Below are 22,664 nucleotides of genomic sequence, written 5' to 3'. Positions count from 1 at the left end.
ACGAACAAGATTCGTTTATAAAGGAAAGAAGTGAAACCGTGAATTGCTGTTTGACCAAGACAATACCCTAACAATTTTATATTTTGTGAAAAAACACATATGCACCATTTGGGTAGTGATAATTTACAATCTGTGTTATGGACAGCATAATTTTACTTCTTACAACAGTTCTAATGGTCTTCCGCATGACTTAACATATGGTTTACATCAGGATGATACTGGTATTATTTGGATGGGAACCGATGCTGGTCTGGTTCGTTACAACGGAAAGGATTTTGACCTATTGACTCTAACCGAGGGCTTAAGGAGTAATTATGTTATTGATATCAAACCCATTGGGGCTCATAAAAAAATAATTGCTACCTGGGGTGGGGGGCTGCATATTTTGGATGAAGAAAATAGAATTCATCGATTGACTATAGAAGATAGTTTATCGAAGCTAACGAATGTCATTCCTTTCAAAAATGATTTTATATGTAAATTTTTTGGAGACCGTTTTTTTTATTACAAGAAAGTAAACAAAAGCTATTTGCCTATGCAGCTTTCGCTTTACAAAGATTTTGGAATACTTTCCTCAAAGAACAGAACTAATGATATAAGGCCTGATATAAAATTTAAAAAAATTTCTGAAAGGGTATTTGCTTACGATATTAACAGGACTGGAAACCCAATGTACGAAATACACAATAATACATCGGTTACAGAGGTTTTTTCTTTCCTTAAAAAATATGATTTGTGTGATTTTGGCCTATATAGGCCAGGGGTACTATTTGGGCTGACCAAAAAAAAATTACTTCTATTCACTGAAAAAGATGGGGTTATTGATGAAATCCTGTACGATGACAATCATTTGCCTTTTTTAAGGTTTTACAAAAAAGACCATTTAGAGGTTTTCCTTGTTAAGGCAGCTAATGATACCCAGCAACTACTTGTCGTGGATAACACAACCAAAAAGACTTTTGTAGTTGATGAAAAAGCTCTGAAATTCAAAAAAATCAGTGATATCTTAATAGACAGGGATTATAATATTTGGGTAAGCACTTATGGAAACGGCATCCTAAAGATCCAAAGAGAAACCTGTTCTCCTTTTATTGAGCTATTTAAAGAAAAAATGTTTTTAGATGTTGTAGAAGATGACACTTATTTTTACTTATTGAGCCAAGATAAAATTTGTATGATGGATCCTAAGCTATCATCTTTGGAGTGTATCCCTATCCCAGAAAGTTATGATATTGCTAAAAGAAAAGACCAAATACTTATTTTCAATAAAAAACTGATAGAGAAAGATACGTTTCATTTTAATGGAAAATTATTTCGGCTTACAGAAGATTACCATCTTATTTCCCATCAGAAAGATTCGATTTTTCACAATGCGAACACCTTGAAAATTAGAAGAAATGGTAAGACGACCTTGTTGCTATCTGAGGTTCAAAAAGAAGAATATAAAAATATTGATATAAACGATGTTGAAGTATTTTCTGGACATTTATGGTGCGCTTCAAACTTGGGGATATTTGTTTTTAATATAAAAACCTACGCATTGGAAAAAAGGATAACCACTGCCAATGGTCTTTCTCATAACTTGGTTATTGATTTGGAAGTAGATGGCAACACTATTTGGGCGGCAACTATCAATGGGCTAGATCAGATAAACGATAATCATATAACTCCTTTTGATAAAAAATGGCGGACACATTCTAAACAGGTAAACTCCCTTTATAAAGATAAGTTTGGTCAACTCTGGTTGGGGACGCAGTGTGGGCTTTCTATGTATAATGGTCAGGAATTATATCATTTTGATGAAAAAAATGGATTGTCCTCTTCTTCTGTAATGAAAATAAAAACCGATACTCAAGATCGATTGTGGATAATAGGCAATAACGGGATAGATATTTTAGAAAATCAATCTAAATTTAGCCCCTGTACTTCGGGGAAACTAATGATAACTCAATCCCAATCAAAGTTTGATATAGAATTAGTAGATTATTCAGGAAGGTTTAATCTCATAGAGTACAGTCTAAATAATACTACCTGGAAAGAAGTTAGTGATAAGAATTTGGATTTTAAAAATTATCAATATGATAGGTATTCTATCGTATTTAGAACCAGAAAGCCAGATAGTAATTGGACGTATTCTAACACCTATAATTTTGCGATTACAAGACCCTGGTATAAAAGTTGGTTTTTTATTACAAGTATCATTATGTTATTGGTGTTACTAGGTTCCTTTTTTGTACATCATCGACTTAAAAAATTGAAAGAAAGAAATATGATGTTAAAAAGGACAATCAACCAATCTGAATCGTTAAAAAGAGAACTGGACCATGCTAGAGAAAATATCGCCAAGGATTTTCATGATGAATTGGGCAATAAGATTGCTGGAATTGTTTTATTATCTGAGTTAGCGGCCCAGGAAGTGAGAATAAAAAATCAGCCTCAATTATTTAAAAGACTTCAGAGAATTCAAGAAGATGCCAGTTCTCTCTATACAGGTATTAAAGACTTTATATGGAGCATTGATCACAAAAGCGATAACCTGCAAGAACTCATTTATTATTTAAAGGATTTCGGAGAAGATTTATTTTCACATAATAATATTAATTTTTTTGTTTATGCAGATATCGATTATTTATCAATAAAATTACCATATTACTGGTCCAAACACCTTCTCTTGATATTCAAAGAAGCGATGACCAATACATTGAAACATTCTAAAGCGAACAGAGTAGAGTTCAAGGTTGAGTTTAATGGCAATAATTTATGTATGATACTTTCTGACAACGGAAAAGGATTTGACCAAAAAAAAATAAAACGCACCTATGGTTTAGTAAATATGAAAAAAAGGGCGGTGCTGATTGGAGTAAAAATAAGTATAGAGTCAAAAAACGGTACCCGTATAATCCTTAACGGTGTAATACCTTAATCTCATTCCAAATTTATAATTAACCCCAATAATCATAAACTTAAAGTGAAGAAGAAAAAAAAGATTGTAATTATAGAAGATTATAAACTTATTCGAGAAACCTATCAACAGATCATAAATAGTACAGAAGCGTATGAAGTGATTGGTAGTTATGAAAGTTGTGAAACTGCATTTAAAAAAATTAAAAATACCATACCTGATATTATACTTATTGATATTTCATTACCTGGTATGAACGGAGTAGAAGGTATCAGGTTTTTTAAACATCTCTTTCCTGATATTCAAATCATTGTAATTACCGTGCACGAGCGATCAGATTATATATTTGATGCACTGTGCGCAGGAGCCATAGGGTACCTTACAAAAACTGGGGGCGAAAAACAAATACTAGAAGCTTTACACCAGTTAAAAACAGGAGGGGCTCCTATGAGTAGTTGTATAGCGAGGCGGGTCGTGCAGTCATTCCAAACCAAGAAATTGGAAGACTTAAGTTATAGGGAAAATGAAGTGTTAAACCAATTATCAAAAGGAAAAAGCTATGCTTCCATTTCAGAAACTTTATTCATTAGCATAAATACGGTAAAAACCCATATTAAAAACATTTATGAAAAACTTCAGGTGACCAACAGAGAAGATGCTATTAAGTTATATGATGATAAACGCCTCCGTTAACGTTCTTGTACCAGAAATTATTTTATTTTTTGCGCATACCACTGGTTGGTTTTATTAGTATTGTATCTTTGTGTTAAACATACGCATAAATGAAAATCAAACAAGATATAAAGGTAGCAATTGATGCGGTCGTTTTTGGCTATGAGTCTAAAAACAGTCTTTCTGTTTTATTAATTAAAAGAGGAATTGAGCCTTTTAAGGATGAATGGGCTTTACCTGGAGGATTGGTTTTAAATGACGAATCATTAGAAGATGCTGTTGAAAGAGAGCTTAAAGAAGAAACAGGGGTAACTATAGATTACTTAGAGCAGTTATATACGTTTGGCTCGCCCAATAGAGACCCTAGAAACAGGGTGTTAGCTGTGAGCTATTTTGGTTTGGTAAAACCCAATCATTTCAAAATTAAAGCAGACACCGATGCAGTAGATGTACAATGGTTTCATCTAAGCGAATTACCAAAATTGGCTTTCGATCATCAACAGATTTTAGACATGGCACATAAACGTCTAAAAGCAAAATTGAGTTATGAACCCATTGGTTTTGACTTGCTGAATGACGAATTTCCATTCTCAGACTTAGAGAATTTATATATGACTATTTTAGAAAAAGAAATAGATCGAAGAAATTTTAGAAAAAAAATGTTAAGCTTTGGTATTATTGAAGAAACCAATAAAATAGAAAAAATTGGTAGTGGACGACCAGCAAAGCTCTTTAAATTCAATAAAAAGAAATTCCAACAACTTATTGTAAATGATTTCCATTTCGAAATAAAGTTTGTGTAAATATTACACAAAATTTTGTTATATCGTTTTCTCTTCTTACATTTGCGTAAAATAAACGCAATATGATCTTGAACCTAGACCTTAATTTCAACCCTTTCAGCAAGGAAAAAACTATTGATTATGAAAGTTTCACGTTTTCAGGAGGCGAACCACATATCAAAATTTTAACACCAATAAACGAAGGTCAAAATGTAATGGTAACCCATAGGGTACAGTCTTTTGATGATTTTGGATTATTGTTATTAGCTATCGATGCATTGCAGAGAATGGGGATTAAAAATATAGATGTGTTTGTTCCTTATTTCCCTGCCGCCAGACAGGATCGGGTTATGGTATCAGGAGAACCGTTATCTGTAAAAGTGTATGCCGAAATATTAAATGCTTTGAATTTGAACAGTGTAACGGTTTATGATCCACATTCCGAAGTAACCCCTGCTCTTTTGAATAATAGCAAGGTGATTTCCAATCATAACTTTATTAAAGAAGTGATTGAAGATATAAATGAAGAGATCATTCTTATTTCGCCAGATGGAGGCGCTTTAAAGAAGATTTACAAATTATCCAGTGCATTAGGGGGTATCGATGTTGTAGAATGCTCAAAATCAAGAGACGTAAAAACAGGACAGATATCAGATTTTAAAGTATATGTCGACGATTTAAAAGGAAAACCCTGTTTAATAGTTGATGATATATGTGACGGAGGAGGCACTTTTATGGGTTTGGCAAATGAGCTTAAAAATAAGAATGCAGGGAAATTATACCTAGCCGTTAGTCACGGTATTTTTAGCAAGGGATTAACGGAGCTTAGTAAGTATTTTGATAAGATATATTGTACGGATTCGTTTAGGAGTATAGAACATACTGAAGGCTTCATTCAAGTTCAATTAAAAGAAAAAAATGAAACTAAAATTATATAAAGAACAAATTAAAGAGTGGCCTTATAAAGGGCATCATATTATGGCTCAATATAATGATGACCAAATAATAGTGTATCAATCATACAGACCAGAGATAGGATATTTTGCTGTAAAGCATCAATATTTTGGAGGTAATTTTAGCTTGAATCGAATGACATGGGTTAAACCTAATTTTTTATGGATGATGTATCGAAATGGTTGGGGAACTAAGGAAGGTCAGGAAGTTGTTTTGGCTATTCATTTAAAGCGAGAAGCTTTTGAACGTTATTTAGATGCAGCTGTTCATTCTAGTTTTCAAAATAGCATATATGGTAATAGAAAGGAATGGGAGGAAGCTGTGAAAACCTCTAATATCCGCTTACAATGGGATCCAGACCATGACCCCTATGGAGCAAAACAAGAAAGAAGAGCCATACAAATTGGTATTAGAAATGAGGAGATTAAGAGATTTTCAAAAGATGATATCTTAGAAATACATGATATTTCCAGTTTTGTCAGTGATCAATATCAATATGTTTTGAAGAAAGATTTGGATAAATTACTTATACCCGAAGAAAAGCCATATATACCGAGTAGTATTCAGGTGTGTGAAAAATTAAAAATAGTATTATGAATTTAACGATACACGGTTATTCAACCGCATTATTTTCTACTTGGTATGCTATAGAGGAATTAGGTGTTTTATTTGATGCAGGTGATGGCTTAACAGCTAATTTACTTGGAAAAAGTGGTAAAATAAAACATGTTTTTATTTCTCATGCAGATCGAGATCATTTAACAGGTCTTTTACAATATAATCAGTTATTTGGATATTTAAAACCAACTATTTATTTCCCAAAGGATGCGGGATCGTTTAAATTTTTACAATCGTTTTTCGAAGACTTTGATCCGCATCAAAAAGGAACAAAATGGGTCGCACTTAAAAACGAAACAGAGATAAAAACAAAACGAAATATTATAGTTAAGGCTATTGAAAACAAACATATTGATGTTAAAGGAGCTATAAAAAGCTTATCATATAAAGTTTATGAAGAAAAAAACAAGTTAAAAGCAGAATTCCTAAGGCTTTCACCAAATGAACTTATACACTTAAAAAAGAATAAGGGAGATAGTTTTATTAGGGAAATAAAAAGAAATAATATTTTGACATATTCAGGAGACACGCCAATTTATGATATTTCTGTTTACGATAATTGTGAGGTGTTAGTACATGAAGCCACATTTTTAAGAAAGGATGAGGTTAACTTAAAGGCAAATAAAAACAAACATAGTTCTTTAGAAGAAGTAATGGAAATGGTGTCTCAAATACATGTTCAAAAATTAATACTTGGTCACTTCTCTTCAAGATATGACCAAACAGAAATAGATAGTGAAATCAAACGTTTAATAAAACTCTATAACATAAAAATACCGGTATATAGAATTCCTGTTGGAGCCTGCGTAAAAGATATATTGAATACTAATACTGTGAATTAGAATTATGGAAATAAAATATATAAAAGGAGACGCAACCCAACCCAATTGCGATGGTAATAAAATCATAGTCCATATCTGTAATGATATTGGAGGATGGGGAAAGGGGTTTGTAATGGCTATTTCTAGCAGGTGGTCACTGCCTGAAGCTTCTTATAGAGCATGGCATAAATCACAAAATAATTTTGAATTAGGCAACGTACAATTTGTACAAGTTGAAAATGATTTATGGGTGGCCAATATAATAGGACAACATAAAATAAAAAAGGATGAACGAGGTAATCCACCAATTAGATATGAAGCTGTTGAAACGGGCATAAAAGAAGTTTTAAAAAAAGCAAAAGATTTAGGAGCTTCGGTACACATGCCAAGAATTGGTTGTGGTTTAGCAGGAGGAAAATGGCAGAAAATAGAACCTATTTTATTATATAATTTAGTCAATAAAGGGATCAAAACAGTGGTTTATGATTTCGAGTAAAAAGAAAAATGAGAAAAAATAAAATAAACTCGGCGTTATTTGGATTAGCGGTAGGCGATGCCTTAGGAGTGCCTGTTGAATTTAAAGATAGGGATTATTTAAAACGCTTTCCTGTTACAGGTATGTTAGAGTATGGAACACATGCACAACCGTTAGGAACATGGAGCGATGACAGTTCGTTAGCATTTTGTTTGGCTGAAAGCTTATGCAGGAGATATGATATTAATGACATAGGACAAAAGTTTGTACAATGGAGAAATGAGGAAATTTGGACACCACACGGGAGCGTATTTGATATTGGGATTTCAACGAATCAAGCAATTCACTCCATAGAGACAGGAACAAAACCAATACTTGCAGGAGGTCGTTCAGAAATGGATAATGGTAACGGTTCTTTGATGCGAATTTTGCCATTGATATTTTATATTAAAGATTTTAAAATAGAAAAACGATTCGATATAATTAAAGATGTTTCATCAATTACCCACGCACATATTAGATCGGTATTAGCATGCTTTATCTACTTAGAATATGCTCTTAACCTTTTGAATGGTAAAGCTAAATGGGACGCTTACAAAGAAATGCAGATTGGAGTAAATCGTTTTTTGAACAATAATCCTATTTGTTCTCAGAATGAAATGGATAAGTTCCATAAAATATTAGAAAATCGAGTTGGAGATTATCAACTCCAGGTTTTGCATGAGTTAGATGAAGGTGGTATTAACGCTGGCGGATATGTTTTAGATAGTTTAGAGGCTAGCTTATGGTGTATTTTGACTTCAGAGAACTATAAAGAATCTGTTTTGAAAGCAGTTAATTTAGGAAAAGATACAGATACCACAGCTGCAATAACAGGAGGTTTGGCAGGTTTGTTATATGGATATAATGCTATTCCTGATAATTGGGTACATGTGTTGTCCAGAAGAGAAGATATAGAAAAGCTATGTGATGAATTATCAATAAAATATAATATTGACTAAGCATGGAGATGACAGAACAACATAAAAAACAAATCAGCAAGTTTTTAAGCTTAATACTCCGACATCAGCCAGAGAAGATAGGACTCACATTGGATGAAAATGGCTGGGCTTTAGTAAATGATATTTTAGAAAAATCGAAATTACAATTTACACTTGAAGAATTAAACGAGGTCGTTATTACAAATGATAAACAACGATTCTCGTTTAATGCCGATAAAACTAAAATTAGAGCAAACCAAGGGCATTCATTAAAAACGGTTGATCTAAACCTGGAGGCTCAAATACCTCCCCGGTTTTTATACCATGGTACAGTGCCAAAGTTTATCCCAAAAATAAAGTCGCAGGGATTAAAAAAAATGAACAGACAGCATGTGCATTTAAGTAAGGATAGAGATACAGCAATAAAAGTAGGCTCTAGAAGAGGAAAACCAGTAATATTAAGCATTAGAGCTTTAGATATGTACAATAATGGCCATCAATTCTTTATATCTAATAATGGTGTTTGGCTTACAGATACAGTACCATTTGAATTCATTGATTTTTGATTCACTTAAATGAAAGGAGTAAGAGTGGCAACATATTAAAAATAGATATAACCTTTTAAATGAAATGAGAATTAAGTTTTGTATGAATAATGTATTTATTAGACGAATGGACCTTGTTGAAGTGGTTTAAACTTTTAGGATTTAAGCGAAAATAAGTCGTTTTGGGTCTGAATGAAGGCTTTTTATAGCAAATTGAAAAAATTTAAACCACTTTATTAATAAAATGAAGGATAAGAATGACAAATAATAATAAATGTTTACATAATTTTACCTTAAGTTATAATATTGCACTTCTACGAGTGTTTATATAAAACCCCAATGATAAATAAAAACAAATAAAAATGAGTGAAGATTTAAAACCGCGATTTGTTGATGCTTTAAGAAGGAACAACGATCAAATTAGAGAAGACAGGGCTAAGGTCATAGCAGAAGATTCTGAGTTAATTTATAGACGAAGAATAGAAGATATAGAGCTTAAAATTAAACGTTTAAGTAGGGAGCAGGAAAGTGCAATAGATATAAGTCCTTTAGATAAAAACAGCTTGACTTTTGCCGATTTTAACCCAGATAGTTTTGTTGAAAAAGATATAGAGATATCTTTAAAAATAAGAAACTTAAAAATACAGTTTGAAATTACTAAAAACAGATATGAATATTTATTTGGAAAAAAATACTAATTATGGGAGGAGCAAAATATAATATAGATCATAGATTTTTAAGAGCAAAAAAGGCAGGTTATGCCAGTAAAGCGGTGAATGATATTTTCACACAAAATAAAGAACGAAGAGCCCATAATTCAATGGTTCCTAAAAACATTGAATATAGAGAAGCCAGGGATTCAGAAATACACCCTAACTCATTTCCTGTTATTTTGGCTTTAGATGTAACAGGAAGTATGGGGCATATTCCACATGATTTAATTAAAGATGGTTTACCAAAATTAATGGGAGGCATTATTCAAGATGGTGTTCCAGATACTGCGTTGCTTTTTTTGGGAATTGGAGATCATGAATGTGATGCATACCCTCTACAAGTTGGTCAGTTTGAATCTGGAGATGAAGAATTGGATATGTGGCTTACCCGCACTTACATAGAATCTGGAGGCGGAGGAAATGCAGGGGAAAGCTATTTATTGGCTTGGTATTTTGCAGCATTTCATACAAGAACAGATGCCTTCGAAAAAAGAAAGCAAAAAGGCGTATTAGTTACGATAGGTGATGAACCCAATTTGAAGTCATTACCTGCTTCTGCAATTAAAGAAATTATGGGTGCTGGACAGCAAACATATTCCGATATAGAATTGTTGGAAGAAGCTAAAAAGAGGTACGAGGTATTTCATGTAAGCGTTACACATTCTCCTAGAGCTGTTGAAGCGGAAAAAGGCTGGAAAGAATTGTTGGGGAATAACTGTATTTCTGTAAGCGACTATAAAACAATACCTGAAGTTATAAAAAATTTAGTATGCGAAAAGTATGAAACAAATAAGGGAGTAAAAACAGATATTTCAGAAACAGGCTTTGATGACATTGATATGTTGTAAAGAATGAAAAAAGCTAAAATTGTTATAGGTTTAGGGTTTGGTGATGAAGGCAAAGGTATTACTACCGATTTTCTGTGTGATCAAAACCCTGAATCTATTGTTGTACGCTTTTCTGGAGGTCACCAGGCGGCACATACCGTCCTGTTTGACAATAAGAAACATGTGCACGCTAGTTTTTGTAGTGGAGCATTAAGGGGGCTCCCCTCTTATTTTAGCGAGCATTGCATAATACACCCTTCGTTTCTGTACAACGAAAAAAAAGAATTAGAGGAGAAAAATGGCAATACAGAGCTTTATATTCACCCCCTGGCCAAAGTAGCAACGCCTTTTGATGTTTGGTACAACCGTAAGAATGTTAAAAATTTGGAACATGGAAGTTGTGGTAAAGGCATTGGAGCAACAATGAAAAGAAATGAAGGGCCCTATAAGCTATACGCAATTGATTTATTGGCACCCCAATCATTGCTCATTGAAAGATTAAAAGGCATTGCCAATTACTATGGAATATATGGTAATGACGAATTGCAAAATGAAGTAGATTATTTTTTAAAATGTATTAATAATCTAAAATGGAAGATAAAAGATTATTCATTCTTAAAAAAGTATGATACTTATATATTCGAAGGGAGTCAAGGTGTTTTATTAGACATGAATCATGGAATATTTCCAAATGTGACTTATGCAAATACAACGTCTAAAAATGCCATTGAAATTTGTAAAAAACTTCAAATAGAAGGCAAAAATATAGAGACATTTTATGTTTCAAGATGCTATGTAACTAGACATGGAAATGGTTGGATGTTTAATGAAGAAGAAATCGAGCTAAGAAATAATGAAGAAGAAACATGTGTTTATAACGAGTATCAGAAGGGTTTACGACTGGGAAAATTGAACCTTGATTTATTATTGCATGCAAAAAAAATAGATCAGATTTATAACATATCAAAGAAGAATAATATTGTGATTACTTGTTTGGATCAGTTTGATGATTCGATTGATTGGGGAAAATTAAACCATAATTTCAATAGAGTTTATGGTTCTTATAGCCCTGAATCGAAAGCTTTTAAAGTATTGAATATATAAACGTCACCATCATTTAAAAATTGATTGTAAGGATTAAAAAGAAAAACTATAAAAACCCATAAGTCTAATATAAATAATATTATTATAGAAATTAAAGCTAATGGAAAAGGAAAAAACTGAGTTATTAGAAATTTTAGCTGAATTGGAACATATACAATGGACGAATTGGGCTAAAAACTTAATTAAAAGAGAATCTTTATCAATAGAAACTATAGAAAGATGGGAAAGTTATTTTGTTCCATATAAAAACCTACCTGAAAATATTAAAGAACTGGACAGGGATTATGCTAGAAAAGTTATGTCAGCTCTAAAGCATTTTGAAAACCGTAAGAATTTGATTTAAAGTTAAGAAGACCTGCCAAATGAACTTATTTACCAAAAAAACGGCCGATATATTTATTGATTTGCGTTATTTTTACGCAAATAAATTTGCAAAACAAAAATTACTTTTTATATTTGTGTAATAAATACGCAAATCAAAACACTATGAACCCATTATTATTTACAGACGGTTATAAGGTAGACCACAGAAGACAATATCCAGAAAACACAACGTTAGTTTATTCTAACTGGACACCTAGAAAAAGTAGAATTGATCATATTGATGAGGTTGTATTTTTCGGGTTACAATATTTTATTAAAAAATACATGATTGAGGATTTTCAAGATAAATTTTTCAATCAACCTAAAGACGTCGTATGCCAAAAATATGCGAGACGTATTAATAACTATTTAGGAGAAAACAAGGTAGGAGTTGAACATATTTCAGACCTGCATGATTTAGGATATTTACCAATGGTTATAAAAGCATTGCCAGAAGGCGTATCTGTGCCCGTTCGAGTGCCTATGTTCACCATGTACAATACGAAACCTGAATTTTTTTGGCTTACCAATTATTTTGAAACCTTATTATCTACAACGGTTTGGCTCCCGTGTAATTCTGCAACCATAGCTAAACAATACCGAATGATTTTAGATGATTACGCAAAAGAAACATCATCAACACCAGAATTTGTAGATTGGCAAGGGCATGATTTTTCCATGCGAGGTATGGCTGGATTAGAGGCTGCCAAGCTTAGTGCAACGGGACACTTATTAAGTTTTACAGGCACAGATACCATTCCTGCAATAGATTTTTTAGAAACCTATTATAACGCAAATTCCGATTCTGAATTGATAGGTGGTTCTGTTGCAGCAACAGAACATTCGGTCATGTGCATGGGTACAGACTCGGGTGAGCAAGATACCTTTAAAAGATTAATAACAGAAGTTTATCCAAGCGGTATTGTCTCTATTGTTTCAGATACATGGGACTTATGGAAAGTCTTAACGGAGTATTTGCCTAACCTAAAAGAAGAGGTTTTAAATAGAGATGGAAAAGTGGTTATTCGTCCAGATAGTGGAGACCCAGTAGATATTATTTGTGGGAACCCTAAAGGTAAAACCCCAAAAGAACAAAAAGGTGTTATAGAACTATTATGGGAGGTGTTTGGCGGCACAAGAAATAATAAGGGGTATAAAGAGCTCGATTCACATATTGGAGCAATTTATGGAGACAGTATTACTTTGGAGAGAGCTGTTCAGATTTGTGAACGTTTAAAACAAAAAGGGTTTGCTTCTACAAATGTGGTTTTAGGAATAGGCTCTTTCACCTACCAATACAATACTAGAGATACTTTTGGTTTTGCCATGAAGGCTACCTATGGAGAAGTGGAAGGTGAAGGGCGTGAAATATTTAAAGACCCTGTTACCGATGATGGCACAAAAAAATCAGCAAAAGGACTTTTAAAAGTTGTCAAGTCAAATGGCACTTATAAGCTTATAGATCAGGTAACTTGGACTGAAGAAAAAGAAGGAGAGCTAAAAGAGGTTTTTAGGGATGGAGAACTTATAATTGATGAATCTCTAACTGATATTAGACAGCGATTAAAATCTGTTTAATAACATACTGGTCATTACTGCTTTTAAAGATGGATAAAAGGGGGTGTCTAGAAAAGTTTTTGTAATTTGATTTGTCAGGTTGAGCACTTCGACTACGCTCAGCATTCAACCTGTCGAAACCAACATTGAGTATCAGTATTTTAAAAATATTTCGACAAGTTCAATATGGCATTGAACATACTTTTTAGACACCCTCTTTTTTTAGTTCTTAAGGAATCGGGTATAATTCTTTAATTCCCTAAATTTGAATAAAGGAAATACATTAAATAATTTACCCTTCAATTCCTTAATAGATTATGTCTCAAAGAAATATTGTAATTACAGGAGCCAGTGGTGGTTTTGGTAGTATGCTTTCTAAAGGTTTAGCAAATAAGAATCACCATATTATTTGCCTCGGACGAAATCAAGAGCATTTACAGGAACTGGTAAACCATATTAAGTCTAATGGAGGAAGTGCTTCCTTTGAAGTATGTGATATGATGAATGACCAAACCGTTGAGGCTGTTGGACATAAAATCGTTAAGGAAATGGGACATATAGATGTTTGGATTAATAATGTGGGTGTTAACAATCATAACGCGATTGGCCCATCTTGGGAACTAGAACCGAAAAACTGGTGGACCGAAGTCTCTTTAAATTTATATACGGCTTTTTTGGGTACACGAATAGCCATTAACCTTATGAGAACCAGAAATTTTGGATATATAATAAATCTTGGTGGTGGAGGTGTACAGGAACCCAAGCCATTTGGGTCTGCTTATGGAGCAGCAAAAACAGCCATAGTAAAGTTTACAGAAACGGTTAATATAGAGTTGAAAGAAGAAAAATTAAATATAAAAGTATTTGCTTTCAATCCAGGTTTTATAAAAAATAAGCGTACCGAAACATTAATAAAATCAGATGTGGCAAGAAAATATATGCCTAAATTAGAACAGGTGTTTAAGTACGGAGTGATGTCTAAACCAGAAGACTCAATATCTTTAATAAATACTTTAATTAGCGGAAGCGCAGATGAATTAAGCGGGCGATATTTTTTTTCAGATGATCAAAATATTGATGAAGCTGTTGCTAATAAAAAAAGCTTTATTGATGAAGGGAAAAATTTGCTACGAGTGAAGTTGTAAGTTCTTGGAAAAACAAAAGCCTTTCAGAAATGAAAGGCTTTTGTTTTTTAAGAGAAACTTATTTTTTTAATACCACTTTTTTAAATGCTTTATGGTCTCCTACTTCTAATTCAATAATATAGATGCCATTCGTTCTCATATTGAGCATATCCTTGTTGTATTCTAAGGTATGGTTGCCTGGCGAAAATTCACCTATCTTTTCTTGGTAGATGGTTTGTCCAAGTATGTTAAATACGCTTATGTTTATTTTGCTTGCTGAAGACAGCTTTAAATCCATATTGATATTTTTTGAAGTTGGATTTGGGTAAACATTAAATGATGCGCCGTTGTTGTGTACTTTGTCTAAGTTTAATGCCAATGTACTTTGTCCATAAACAAGAACTTCTGTCATATGCAAGAAATTCGTTCCTGCTAATTGAACCCGCACGTATCTTCCAGTGCGATTTACGTCTATAACAGAAAGCACTTCGGCAGAATCTGGAGTATGATAATTGCCAACACCTGATTGATTAATAGTTGTATTTAAATCTTGTGAGTCAAAAGGTACATCGGAAACGAAGACATGAAAGTTTTTGAAACGATCCTGACAACAATCTAATCGATTATAAATTTCAATAGTTGTAATGTCTGATACAGCGCCTAAATCTACTTCCCACCAAGCATTGGTGTCACTAGTTGTATGATTAAAATCGTTAAAGGCACCATTCACAGCTTTAGAAGCATAATGTGTACTATTGTCACTAGATTGAAAAGCAGGTTTATTCAGTGCTAGGTTTGGTCTTGGGTCTCCAGCGCCAATACCAGCTAGTATTAATTGAGGCGGATTGCTACTCTCTCGGCTACCAAAAACAAATGTTTGATCGGTTTTGTTTCTATTTTTATGTCGGTCTTGACTTTCTACTAAGTTAGAGAGTTGAAACGATACAATACCACCATCTATTTTTAATTCTTGATTAATAAATTTTGTAACATCCCATTCTACCCACGCTTCTTTTTCGGTAAATTGAGTCTCAGCAGCATTTTCGTTGCCTCTAAAGTTTCTTAACTGAGCTGGAATCCCTGTATTTTTTGGACCGTTGCCCCATGTTATCCCAGCTTCTGTCCAGTCATCGTCACGTAATTCATGTAAAAATATCCAGCCTTCATCATTACTACCCGTATTATAAACCCTAAGTTTTGCACTGGCTATAGAAGACGCTGTTAAACTGCTTAAATCAAACTTCATGTAAGCTTTCATAGTCTCTGAAGCTGTATAAGCATGTTTGGCATTTAAAGTGGCTCCTGTACCGTCTTGTGTTCCATTATTTCTAACAAAAGCATCGTCTGTAGGATTTAATATTTGCCTTGAAGAAGCTGTTCCTGGTAAAACAGAAAAATCACGGGTGCGAGGTTCTATATTACCTTCGTTGTCAATGACTTCTGTTCTTAAAACATAATTACCAGCCGCTAAATTATTTAATGTAAATTGATAGGGAGCCGAAGCTGTTTGCGAATGGAATACACCGTTTAAAAAGAGCTTGACATTGGTGATACTTCCATTATCTGTAGCATTTATTTTTACGTTTACGTTATCGCCATCATAGTAAAAATCATTGGTCCCTGGTAATTCAAAATCCACTGTGGTTCCTGTATCGGCCCACCATTGATACCCTTTAGAAATGGCATCTGGTATAAGAATACCTTGTGTTAGGGTAGGGCCATCGTGGGTAGACCAATCAAACCAGGATTGGTTTATTTTCTCTAAGGTTTCAGCACCTTCTTTATGTCCATCAACAGGACCTGCATAAGAGAGATCGGTAACATCGTACTCCCACTCGGTGCAAAGTACTCTATGTTTGTTCGCAGCAGATTTTAAGTTGTTGGAAGTCCCGCCACCATATAAATGATGTCCAGCCGAAGTATAATCCCAATCTAAATCGCCTTCATAATTTATTAGTAACTCGTCCATATAATTATGATGGGGGGCACTAAACACAATAAGTTGCTTATTAGGAGCAAGGGTTCTTACCATGTTATAAATTTCTAAAAACCGGGTTTTATAAGATGTGGTGAGGTACCCACTTAAAGAGAAGCTAGGCTCATTTTGTAACTCGTAAATAACATGGTCGTTGTCTTTGTAACGAGGAGCAATGTGTGTCCAAAATTGCTCCAGCCAATTCATGGTATAGTCGGTTCCATTTCCCTTGTTAGGATCTTGTTCTCCAACATTGTGGTAATCAATAATAACAGTCATCCCAGTAGCAACTGCATTGGCGACGACTTTATCCATTTCAACACCCAGTTCATCCCAAGTCCAAACATCTAAATTAGGTTGCAATGATTTTAATGCGCCAACCCAATTAAGCCTCACAGCATTATAGTGGTTGTCCTTTAATGCCCACCAAGAATTTATATCTTGAGCGTAAATTAATGGTCCAGGGTATCTCTTAGCAAATGTCATAGGCGCCGCTCTAAGGTTTTCACCATATTTATCCTTTAAGGTGCCTTTTAAAACCCCTTGTCTTACTAAGCTTAAACGATTCCAGACCCAATCGGGGTTTGTACCGCCATTGTCACTTAGCTCTATTGTTAATTCCCCGTCGCTCACAGTTACCGTCCCTCTTACGTAAGGGTAAGATCCTGCAGGAGAATCTAAGTCACTGGTAAGTGTTACCCCTTCTACAACAACCTGCATATTGTCATGGGCAGTTGTTCTGTCCCCCATGTTCATGACAACTTCCCAATCACCATTTTTTATTTTATGTCTAAAAGTAGTAGTGGTGCTGCTATGACAAAAATCACGGTTGTTGTCATTCGTGCCCGATGCCGTACCCCTATCGGTTGCATTTGGTTGTGTACTCCATGAAATATCTCCGGTTGTTTCAGGCGATATGCGTGTCCATCCACTTAAAACAGCAGATGTAGGTGTTCCTAGATCATAATCATATCGAGTTCTGTTCAGGTTTACAACAACATTGGCTAAAGGCATTTTGTAATGGTTGTGGTGTCTTACTTCCAATGTGTCTGCTTCAAGATTGTGATTATATTCCTTTTTGTTCAAATCTGTGGTAACACCAAATAGATTCACGGTATAAAAACATAAAGGAATGATTAATAAGTTTAGTATTCTTTTTTCCATTTTCAAAGTAATTATTTTTGAACATGTAATTTACAATGGCTTTTCTTCTTGCAGGTTGGTTATTTTGTCTTAATTGGTGTATAATTTGTTCATGATTAATGATAACTGATCATTATTACTTTTTAAAAGGGTGTTTCAAGGTTTAAACTTTTAGCTTTTTTTGAATGATATGGCTCTTATATCTTCCTGGGTTGTGGTGTGATGATATAAAAATTAGATTTAGAATGCTTTGAATTTAGGTGCAATGTAAAAGTATTGTTATATAGTGGTTAACTATTTCAAAAAATACTACTACTATGTAGATTTAAGCTCAAAATTAATAAAGCGTTATCTCCTAATATTTTTTTAATAAATAAATGAACATCAAGAATTTTAATTTTTTTGTCAGAAAATTATATATATTTGTTATGTGAATTTAAAAAAGTAGGATTTTATTTATAATTAAAATGATGCTTTTGCAAAAAAGAAGTTATAGAATAAAACATCAAAAAAATGTATTTTAACGATGATTTTGTGCGTTTCGTAGGTGTTTTTTTGTAAATTGTGTCATGTTTTTTTTTGCGAACTCACTTTTTTTAATACATTTGTGACCTCATGAGAGTACAAAAGAAAAGAATACTAGCCTCAATCTTATTTGTATTAATAAGCTTTGTATGTATGGCTCAAAATCCTCCGCCCCCAGGACCCCCACCAGCTTATGGGCTTCCAATAGACGGAGGGGTGTTACTCGGTATGGTTTTCGCCTTGTTTTATGGGGCAAGAAAGATATTCATCAAAAATAAGGACCAATAATTGTTACTTATTTATTTCAACCAGTTTAGCAACATACTTTCCTAAAACGTCAAATTCTAAGTTTACTATAGTGCCTGTTTTAAATGTATTAAAATTTGTATGGTCATATGTATAAGGGATTATAGCCACACTAAAGCTGTCTTTTTTTGAATTCACCACAGTTAAGCTTGTACCATTAATAGTTATAGATCCTTTTTCTATAGTTATGTTGTTAAGAGACGTATCATAAGCAAAAGTAAATACCCAGCTGCCGTTGGTCTCTTCTATATTGGTACAAGTAGCCGTTTGGTCTACATGGCCTTGAACAATATGACCGTCAAGCCTGTCACCTAGTTTCATGGCGCGTTCCAAGTTCACTTTGTCATTAATTTTTAAAGTATTAAGACTTGTTTTATCTAATGTTTCTTTTATTGCTGTAACCGTATATTCATCATCATTAATATGTACAACTGTTAAGCATACACCATTGTGAGCAACGCTTTGATCAATTTTTAATTCTGCTGTTATAGTGCTTTTAATAGATATATGAAGGTTGTCTTTTTCTTCCTTTAAATTAGAAACAACGCCTATATCTTCAATAATTCCTGTAAACATGCTATTCTCTGTTTATTTGGTTAAATTTGCCAAGCCAAATGAAATTCAAAATTACAAACAAAAGTTGTTATATTAATGATGAAAAGTGAAAATATAGTAGTAGGAATATCAATAGGAGATTTAAATGGCATTGGAGGAGAAGTTGTTTTAAAAACATTTGAAGATGTGAGAATTTTAGATTTCTGTACACCAGTAATTTTTGCCTCGGCAAAGACCATGAATTTTTTTAAGACGCATTTTAAATCTAAAATTAATTTTCATAATATAAACAATATAGATCAAGTAGTCATTGGAAAAGTTAATGTGTTTAATTGCTGGAACAATCCGGTTAAGATCGAATTTGGCAAAGAAGATGTTAAAATAGGGGCATATGCTATAAAGTCTTTAGAAGCGGCAACAAAAGCATTGAAAAATAATGGCGTTCATGTTTTGGTCACTGCACCAATTAATAAACATAATATTCAATCTGATGACTTCAAATTCCCAGGGCATACCGATTATCTAGCTCAACAATTAGAAGGGGAAAGCCTTATGTTTATGGTTACCGATTCATTAAGAGTAGGCTTGTTAACAGACCACGTGCCTGTAAAAGATATTGTTGAGCACATTTCAGAAGGTCTTATAGAGAAAAAAATAAATACGGTTTACGATTCCCTTAAAAGAGATTTTAAAATAGGAAAACCTAAAATTGCTGTTTTAGGTATTAATCCACATACAGGTGACAATGGAGTGATTGGAAATGAGGATGATACAGTTTTAAGGCCTACGCTTAAAAAAATTAAAGAAGCAGGGAAATTAGTTTATGGCCCTTATGCCGCAGATAGCTTTTTTGGATCCGATAACTATAAGAATTTTGACGCTATAATCGCTACCTATCACGATCAAGGTTTAATCCCTTTTAAAACATTATCTTTTGGTCAGGGAGTTAATTTCACAGCTGGGTTAAGCAAGGTAAGGACATCTCCAGATCATGGCACCGCTTATGAAATAGCAGGAAAAGGTAAGGCGGATGCTGGTTCATTTAAAGAAGCTGTTTATACGGCAATGCAGATATATAGGAACAGGTTTGATTATGAAGAACTTACCTCTAATCCGTTAAAAAAAGCATCCAAATAGATATAAACAAAAAAATGTTTATAAGTCATGTTGCATAACATAAAAATTCATATATTTGCAGGCTCAAAATAGATGAGAGAATGAAGTCATTGAAAGCATTTATAATTCCTTTTGTAGGGTTAAAAATAGGGAAGCATCTTTTTGAGTACAAAATAGAACAAGCGTTCTTTGAACATTTTGAGTATGAAGAGTTTAATAATGCTAATGTCGATGTTAATGTTGAACTGGAAAAAAAGACAACATTACTTGAATTGCATTTTAAAGTTTCAGGTTGGGTTAATATTAATTGTGATTTAACAAACGAGCCCTATAATCAAACTATAGAAAATGAGTTTGATTTAGTAGTGAAATTTGGAGATGTGTATAATGATGAACATATTGATATTCTTATAGTACCTCACGGAACTTACGAAATCAATATACAGCAATATATCTACGAATTGATCGTATTGGCTGTTCCAACCAAAAGAGTACATCCAGGTGTAGAAGATGGCACTTTAAATTCAGACATACTTAAGAAACTAGAAGAATTAAGCCCAAAGATTAAAGAAGATAAGGAAAAAGAGGATATAGATCCTCGTTGGAATACATTAAAGAAACTATTAACGGATAAATAACTATAGAAAATGGCACATCCTAAAAGAAAAATCTCAAAAACAAGAAGAGATAAGAGAAGAACACATTACAAGGCAACTGCGCCACAGATTGCTACATGTCCAACTACAGGAGAACCTCATTTATACCATAGAGCACATTGGTTTGAAGGTAAATTGTATTACAGAGGTCAAGTTTTAATTGACAACTCAGAAGTAGAAAATATAGCATAAATAGTATGCATGCATATAATAAAACGCTCCCATGTGAGCGTTTTTTTTTATGAGATGTTTTTTCTAAAGACAAAAACAATTTATTTGTGTGTTATTAAACTAAAATTTAGTAGTTTTCACCAGATTTTAAACATTTTTGTCTGATTTTAATGATTTTTTGGTCGAATTAACTATAAAGTTATGAGTAAAATTTCAGCAGCAATTACAGCTGTAGGCGCATATGTGCCAGAATATGTATTAACCAACCAAATTCTTGAGACCATGGTTGATACAAATGATGAGTGGATTACCTCTCGTACAGGAATTAAAGAACGTAGGATTCTTAAAGACGAAGGAAAAGGCACTTCTTACCTAGCTATTAAAGCAGCTCAAGACCTTATCGATAAAAAAGGTATTGATCCCAAAGACATAGAACTTATTATTGTTGCAACGGCAACACCAGACATGAAAGCTGCCTCAACTGCGGCTTATACGGCCTCTAATATTGGAGCTGTTAATGCCTTTTCGTTCGATATGGATGCGGCATGCTCTAGTTTTTTGTTTGGGATGTCTGTAGCTGCTAGTTATATAGAATCAGGCAGGTATAAAAATGTATTGTTGATTGGAGCAGATAAAATGTCTTCAATTATTAATTATAAAGACAGAGCTACTTGTATCATTTTTGGAGATGGAGCAGGTGCCGTTTTGTTTGAACCCAATGAAGAAAATTTAGGACTTCAAGACGAATATTTAAGAAGCGATGGTACTGGCAGGGAGTTTTTGCAAGCAACCTATGGAGGGTCATCATTCCCGCTAACACAAGAAACCATGGAACAAGGAGGGCAATATGCTTTTCAGGAAGGAAGAACGGTGTTTAAAAATGCGGTATTCAATATGGCAGATGCAACTGTTAAGATATTAGAAAGAAATAACTTAACGAAAGATACAGTTTCTTGGTTGGCAGCACACCAAGCAAATAAGAGAATTATTGATGCAACTGCACAGCGTATAGAGCTAGAAGAAGAAAAGGTGATGATGAATATAGAGAAATACGGTAATACGACCTCGGCCACATTACCTTTGCTTTTAAACGATTATGAATCGAAACTCAAAAAAGGCGATAATATAATATTTGCCGCTTTTGGGGGTGGATTTAATTGGGGATCCATTTATTTAAAATGGGCATATAATTCAGTAAACTAACCATTAACTAATTAGTAAAATCATGGATATAAAAGAGATTCAAAACTTAATCAAATTTGTTGCCAAATCTGGTGCAAGTGAGGTTAAATTAGAGATGGACGATATTAAAATCACCATTAAAACGGGATCAGAATCAGATACAACGATTGTGCATCAAGTTCCAGCAGCTCATATACCTCAAGCAGCTCCAGTTGCCGCGCAACCAGTTGTAACTGAAGTGGCTGCAACTCCAGCAAAAGAACCTGCAGCAGCAGATGATTCAAAATATATTACAATTAAGTCTCCAATTATTGGGACTTTTTATAGAAAACCTTCGCCAGATAAGCCTTTATTTGTTGAGGTTGGGCAAACTATTGCAGAAGGAGATGTGCTGTGTATTATTGAAGCAATGAAGCTTTTCAACGAAATTGAGTCTGAAGTTTCAGGAAAAATAGTTAAGATATTAGTTGATGATTCTTCTCCTGTAGAATTTGATCAGCCATTATTTTTAGTAGACCCCTCATAACCTATTAAAAATTCCAATATACAAATCTCGAAATCCAATATTTGGAATTTGGCGATTGGAATTTGTAATTTT

22 protein-coding genes are annotated in these 22,664 nt (G+C 33.6%); 20 read left to right on the top strand and 2 right to left on the bottom strand.

Annotation, left to right across the window (positions count from 1 at the left end):
• The first annotated feature begins 85 nt into the window (after positions 1 to 85).
• The 15 genes from HHX25_RS21450 (at position 86) to HHX25_RS15765 (ending at position 14,458) form a co-directional block, all read left to right on the top strand.
• Complete coding sequence (locus HHX25_RS21450) at positions 86 to 2,923, top strand: sensor histidine kinase (RefSeq protein ID WP_169675508.1); 2,838 nt, start codon at positions 86 to 88, stop codon at positions 2,921 to 2,923.
• A 45-nt stretch (positions 2,924 to 2,968) separates the two neighbouring features.
• Positions 2,969 to 3,595, top strand: a complete 627-nt coding sequence (locus tag HHX25_RS21445) for a response regulator transcription factor (RefSeq protein WP_317169100.1) — start codon at positions 2,969 to 2,971, stop codon at positions 3,593 to 3,595.
• Positions 3,596 to 3,684: 89 nt separating this feature from the next.
• A complete protein-coding gene (locus HHX25_RS15825) occupies positions 3,685 to 4,377 on the top strand; it encodes an NUDIX hydrolase (RefSeq protein WP_169675506.1) in 693 nt (230 codons plus the stop codon).
• A 62-nt stretch (positions 4,378 to 4,439) separates the two neighbouring features.
• Positions 4,440 to 5,294, top strand: a complete 855-nt coding sequence (prs, locus tag HHX25_RS15820) for a ribose-phosphate diphosphokinase (RefSeq protein WP_169675504.1) — start codon at positions 4,440 to 4,442, stop codon at positions 5,292 to 5,294.
• Complete coding sequence (locus HHX25_RS15815; RefSeq protein ID WP_169675502.1) at positions 5,275 to 5,907, top strand: DUF4291 domain-containing protein; 633 nt, start codon at positions 5,275 to 5,277, stop codon at positions 5,905 to 5,907. Before prs ends, HHX25_RS15815 begins: the two co-directional genes overlap by 20 nt.
• Positions 5,904 to 6,770 carry an MBL fold metallo-hydrolase gene (locus tag HHX25_RS15810; RefSeq protein ID WP_169675500.1) on the top strand — a complete coding sequence of 289 codons (867 nt, stop codon included), beginning with the start codon at positions 5,904 to 5,906 and terminating at the stop codon, positions 6,768 to 6,770. The genes HHX25_RS15815 and HHX25_RS15810 overlap by 4 nt, the downstream gene beginning before the upstream one ends.
• Positions 6,771 to 6,774: 4 nt before the next feature.
• Complete coding sequence (locus tag HHX25_RS15805) at positions 6,775 to 7,245, top strand: macro domain-containing protein (protein ID WP_205958053.1); 471 nt, start codon at positions 6,775 to 6,777, stop codon at positions 7,243 to 7,245.
• Positions 7,246 to 7,253: 8 nt separating this feature from the next.
• Positions 7,254 to 8,225, top strand: a complete 972-nt coding sequence (locus HHX25_RS15800; RefSeq protein ID WP_169675497.1) for an ADP-ribosylglycohydrolase family protein — start codon at positions 7,254 to 7,256, stop codon at positions 8,223 to 8,225.
• An 8-nt stretch (positions 8,226 to 8,233) separates the two neighbouring features.
• Positions 8,234 to 8,770: an RNA 2'-phosphotransferase gene (locus HHX25_RS15795; protein WP_169675495.1), complete on the top strand. Its 537-nt coding sequence runs from the start codon at positions 8,234 to 8,236 to the stop codon at positions 8,768 to 8,770.
• Between the two features lie 341 nt (positions 8,771 to 9,111).
• Positions 9,112 to 9,447 (top strand): hypothetical protein, encoded by a 336-nt coding sequence (locus HHX25_RS15790; protein ID WP_169675493.1) that lies wholly within the window; start codon positions 9,112 to 9,114, stop codon positions 9,445 to 9,447.
• 2 nt (positions 9,448 to 9,449) lie between these two features.
• A complete protein-coding gene (locus tag HHX25_RS15785; RefSeq protein WP_169675491.1) occupies positions 9,450 to 10,310 on the top strand; it encodes a hypothetical protein in 861 nt (286 codons plus the stop codon).
• Positions 10,311 to 10,313: 3 nt separating this feature from the next.
• Positions 10,314 to 11,393: an adenylosuccinate synthetase gene (locus tag HHX25_RS15780; protein ID WP_169675489.1), complete on the top strand. Its 1,080-nt coding sequence runs from the start codon at positions 10,314 to 10,316 to the stop codon at positions 11,391 to 11,393.
• A 100-nt stretch (positions 11,394 to 11,493) separates the two neighbouring features.
• Positions 11,494 to 11,736 carry a hypothetical protein gene (locus HHX25_RS15775; RefSeq protein WP_169675487.1) on the top strand — a complete coding sequence of 81 codons (243 nt, stop codon included), beginning with the start codon at positions 11,494 to 11,496 and terminating at the stop codon, positions 11,734 to 11,736.
• Between the two features lie 143 nt (positions 11,737 to 11,879).
• Entirely contained in the window at positions 11,880 to 13,334 is a 1,455-nt protein-coding gene (locus tag HHX25_RS15770; protein WP_169675485.1) for a nicotinate phosphoribosyltransferase, read from the top strand.
• A 296-nt stretch (positions 13,335 to 13,630) separates the two neighbouring features.
• On the top strand, positions 13,631 to 14,458 hold the full coding sequence (locus tag HHX25_RS15765) for an SDR family oxidoreductase (protein WP_169675483.1): 828 nt from the start codon (positions 13,631 to 13,633) through the stop codon (positions 14,456 to 14,458).
• Between the two features lie 58 nt (positions 14,459 to 14,516).
• Here the strand turns inward: HHX25_RS15765 and HHX25_RS15760 are convergent, their stop codons facing one another.
• Together HHX25_RS15760 and HHX25_RS15755 are read right to left on the bottom strand one after the other, a co-directional pair.
• Positions 14,517 to 17,576 carry a CBM96 family carbohydrate-binding protein gene (locus HHX25_RS15760; RefSeq protein WP_169675481.1) on the bottom strand — a complete coding sequence of 1,020 codons (3,060 nt, stop codon included), beginning with the start codon at positions 17,574 to 17,576 and terminating at the stop codon, positions 14,517 to 14,519.
• A gap of 795 nt (positions 17,577 to 18,371) precedes the next feature.
• A complete protein-coding gene (locus HHX25_RS15755) occupies positions 18,372 to 18,962 on the bottom strand; it encodes a riboflavin synthase (RefSeq protein WP_169675479.1) in 591 nt (196 codons plus the stop codon).
• A gap of 75 nt (positions 18,963 to 19,037) precedes the next feature.
• Here HHX25_RS15755 and pdxA point away from each other — a divergent pair, with 75 nt between their 5' ends.
• The 5 genes from pdxA to accB all read left to right on the top strand — a co-directional run bounded on the left by pdxA (position 19,038) and on the right by accB (position 22,592).
• Complete coding sequence (gene pdxA, locus HHX25_RS15750) at positions 19,038 to 20,078, top strand: 4-hydroxythreonine-4-phosphate dehydrogenase PdxA (protein ID WP_169675477.1); 1,041 nt, start codon at positions 19,038 to 19,040, stop codon at positions 20,076 to 20,078.
• An 80-nt stretch (positions 20,079 to 20,158) separates the two neighbouring features.
• A complete protein-coding gene (locus HHX25_RS15745; protein WP_169675475.1) occupies positions 20,159 to 20,695 on the top strand; it encodes a YceD family protein in 537 nt (178 codons plus the stop codon).
• 9 nt (positions 20,696 to 20,704) lie between these two features.
• A complete protein-coding gene (gene rpmF, locus HHX25_RS15740) occupies positions 20,705 to 20,905 on the top strand; it encodes a 50S ribosomal protein L32 (RefSeq protein WP_169675473.1) in 201 nt (66 codons plus the stop codon).
• A 180-nt stretch (positions 20,906 to 21,085) separates the two neighbouring features.
• Positions 21,086 to 22,087: a beta-ketoacyl-ACP synthase III gene (locus HHX25_RS15735; protein ID WP_169675470.1), complete on the top strand. Its 1,002-nt coding sequence runs from the start codon at positions 21,086 to 21,088 to the stop codon at positions 22,085 to 22,087.
• Positions 22,088 to 22,109: 22 nt separating this feature from the next.
• Positions 22,110 to 22,592 carry an acetyl-CoA carboxylase biotin carboxyl carrier protein gene (accB, locus tag HHX25_RS15730; RefSeq protein WP_169675468.1) on the top strand — a complete coding sequence of 161 codons (483 nt, stop codon included), beginning with the start codon at positions 22,110 to 22,112 and terminating at the stop codon, positions 22,590 to 22,592.
• Positions 22,593 to 22,664 lie beyond the last annotated feature (72 nt).

The organism is Flavivirga algicola (assembly GCF_012910715.1).
Classification (GTDB): Bacteria; Bacteroidota; Bacteroidia; order Flavobacteriales; family Flavobacteriaceae; genus Flavivirga; species Flavivirga algicola.
Note: the sequence above shows the minus strand (reverse complement) of the source record. Positions and strands in the feature narration are given on the sequence as shown.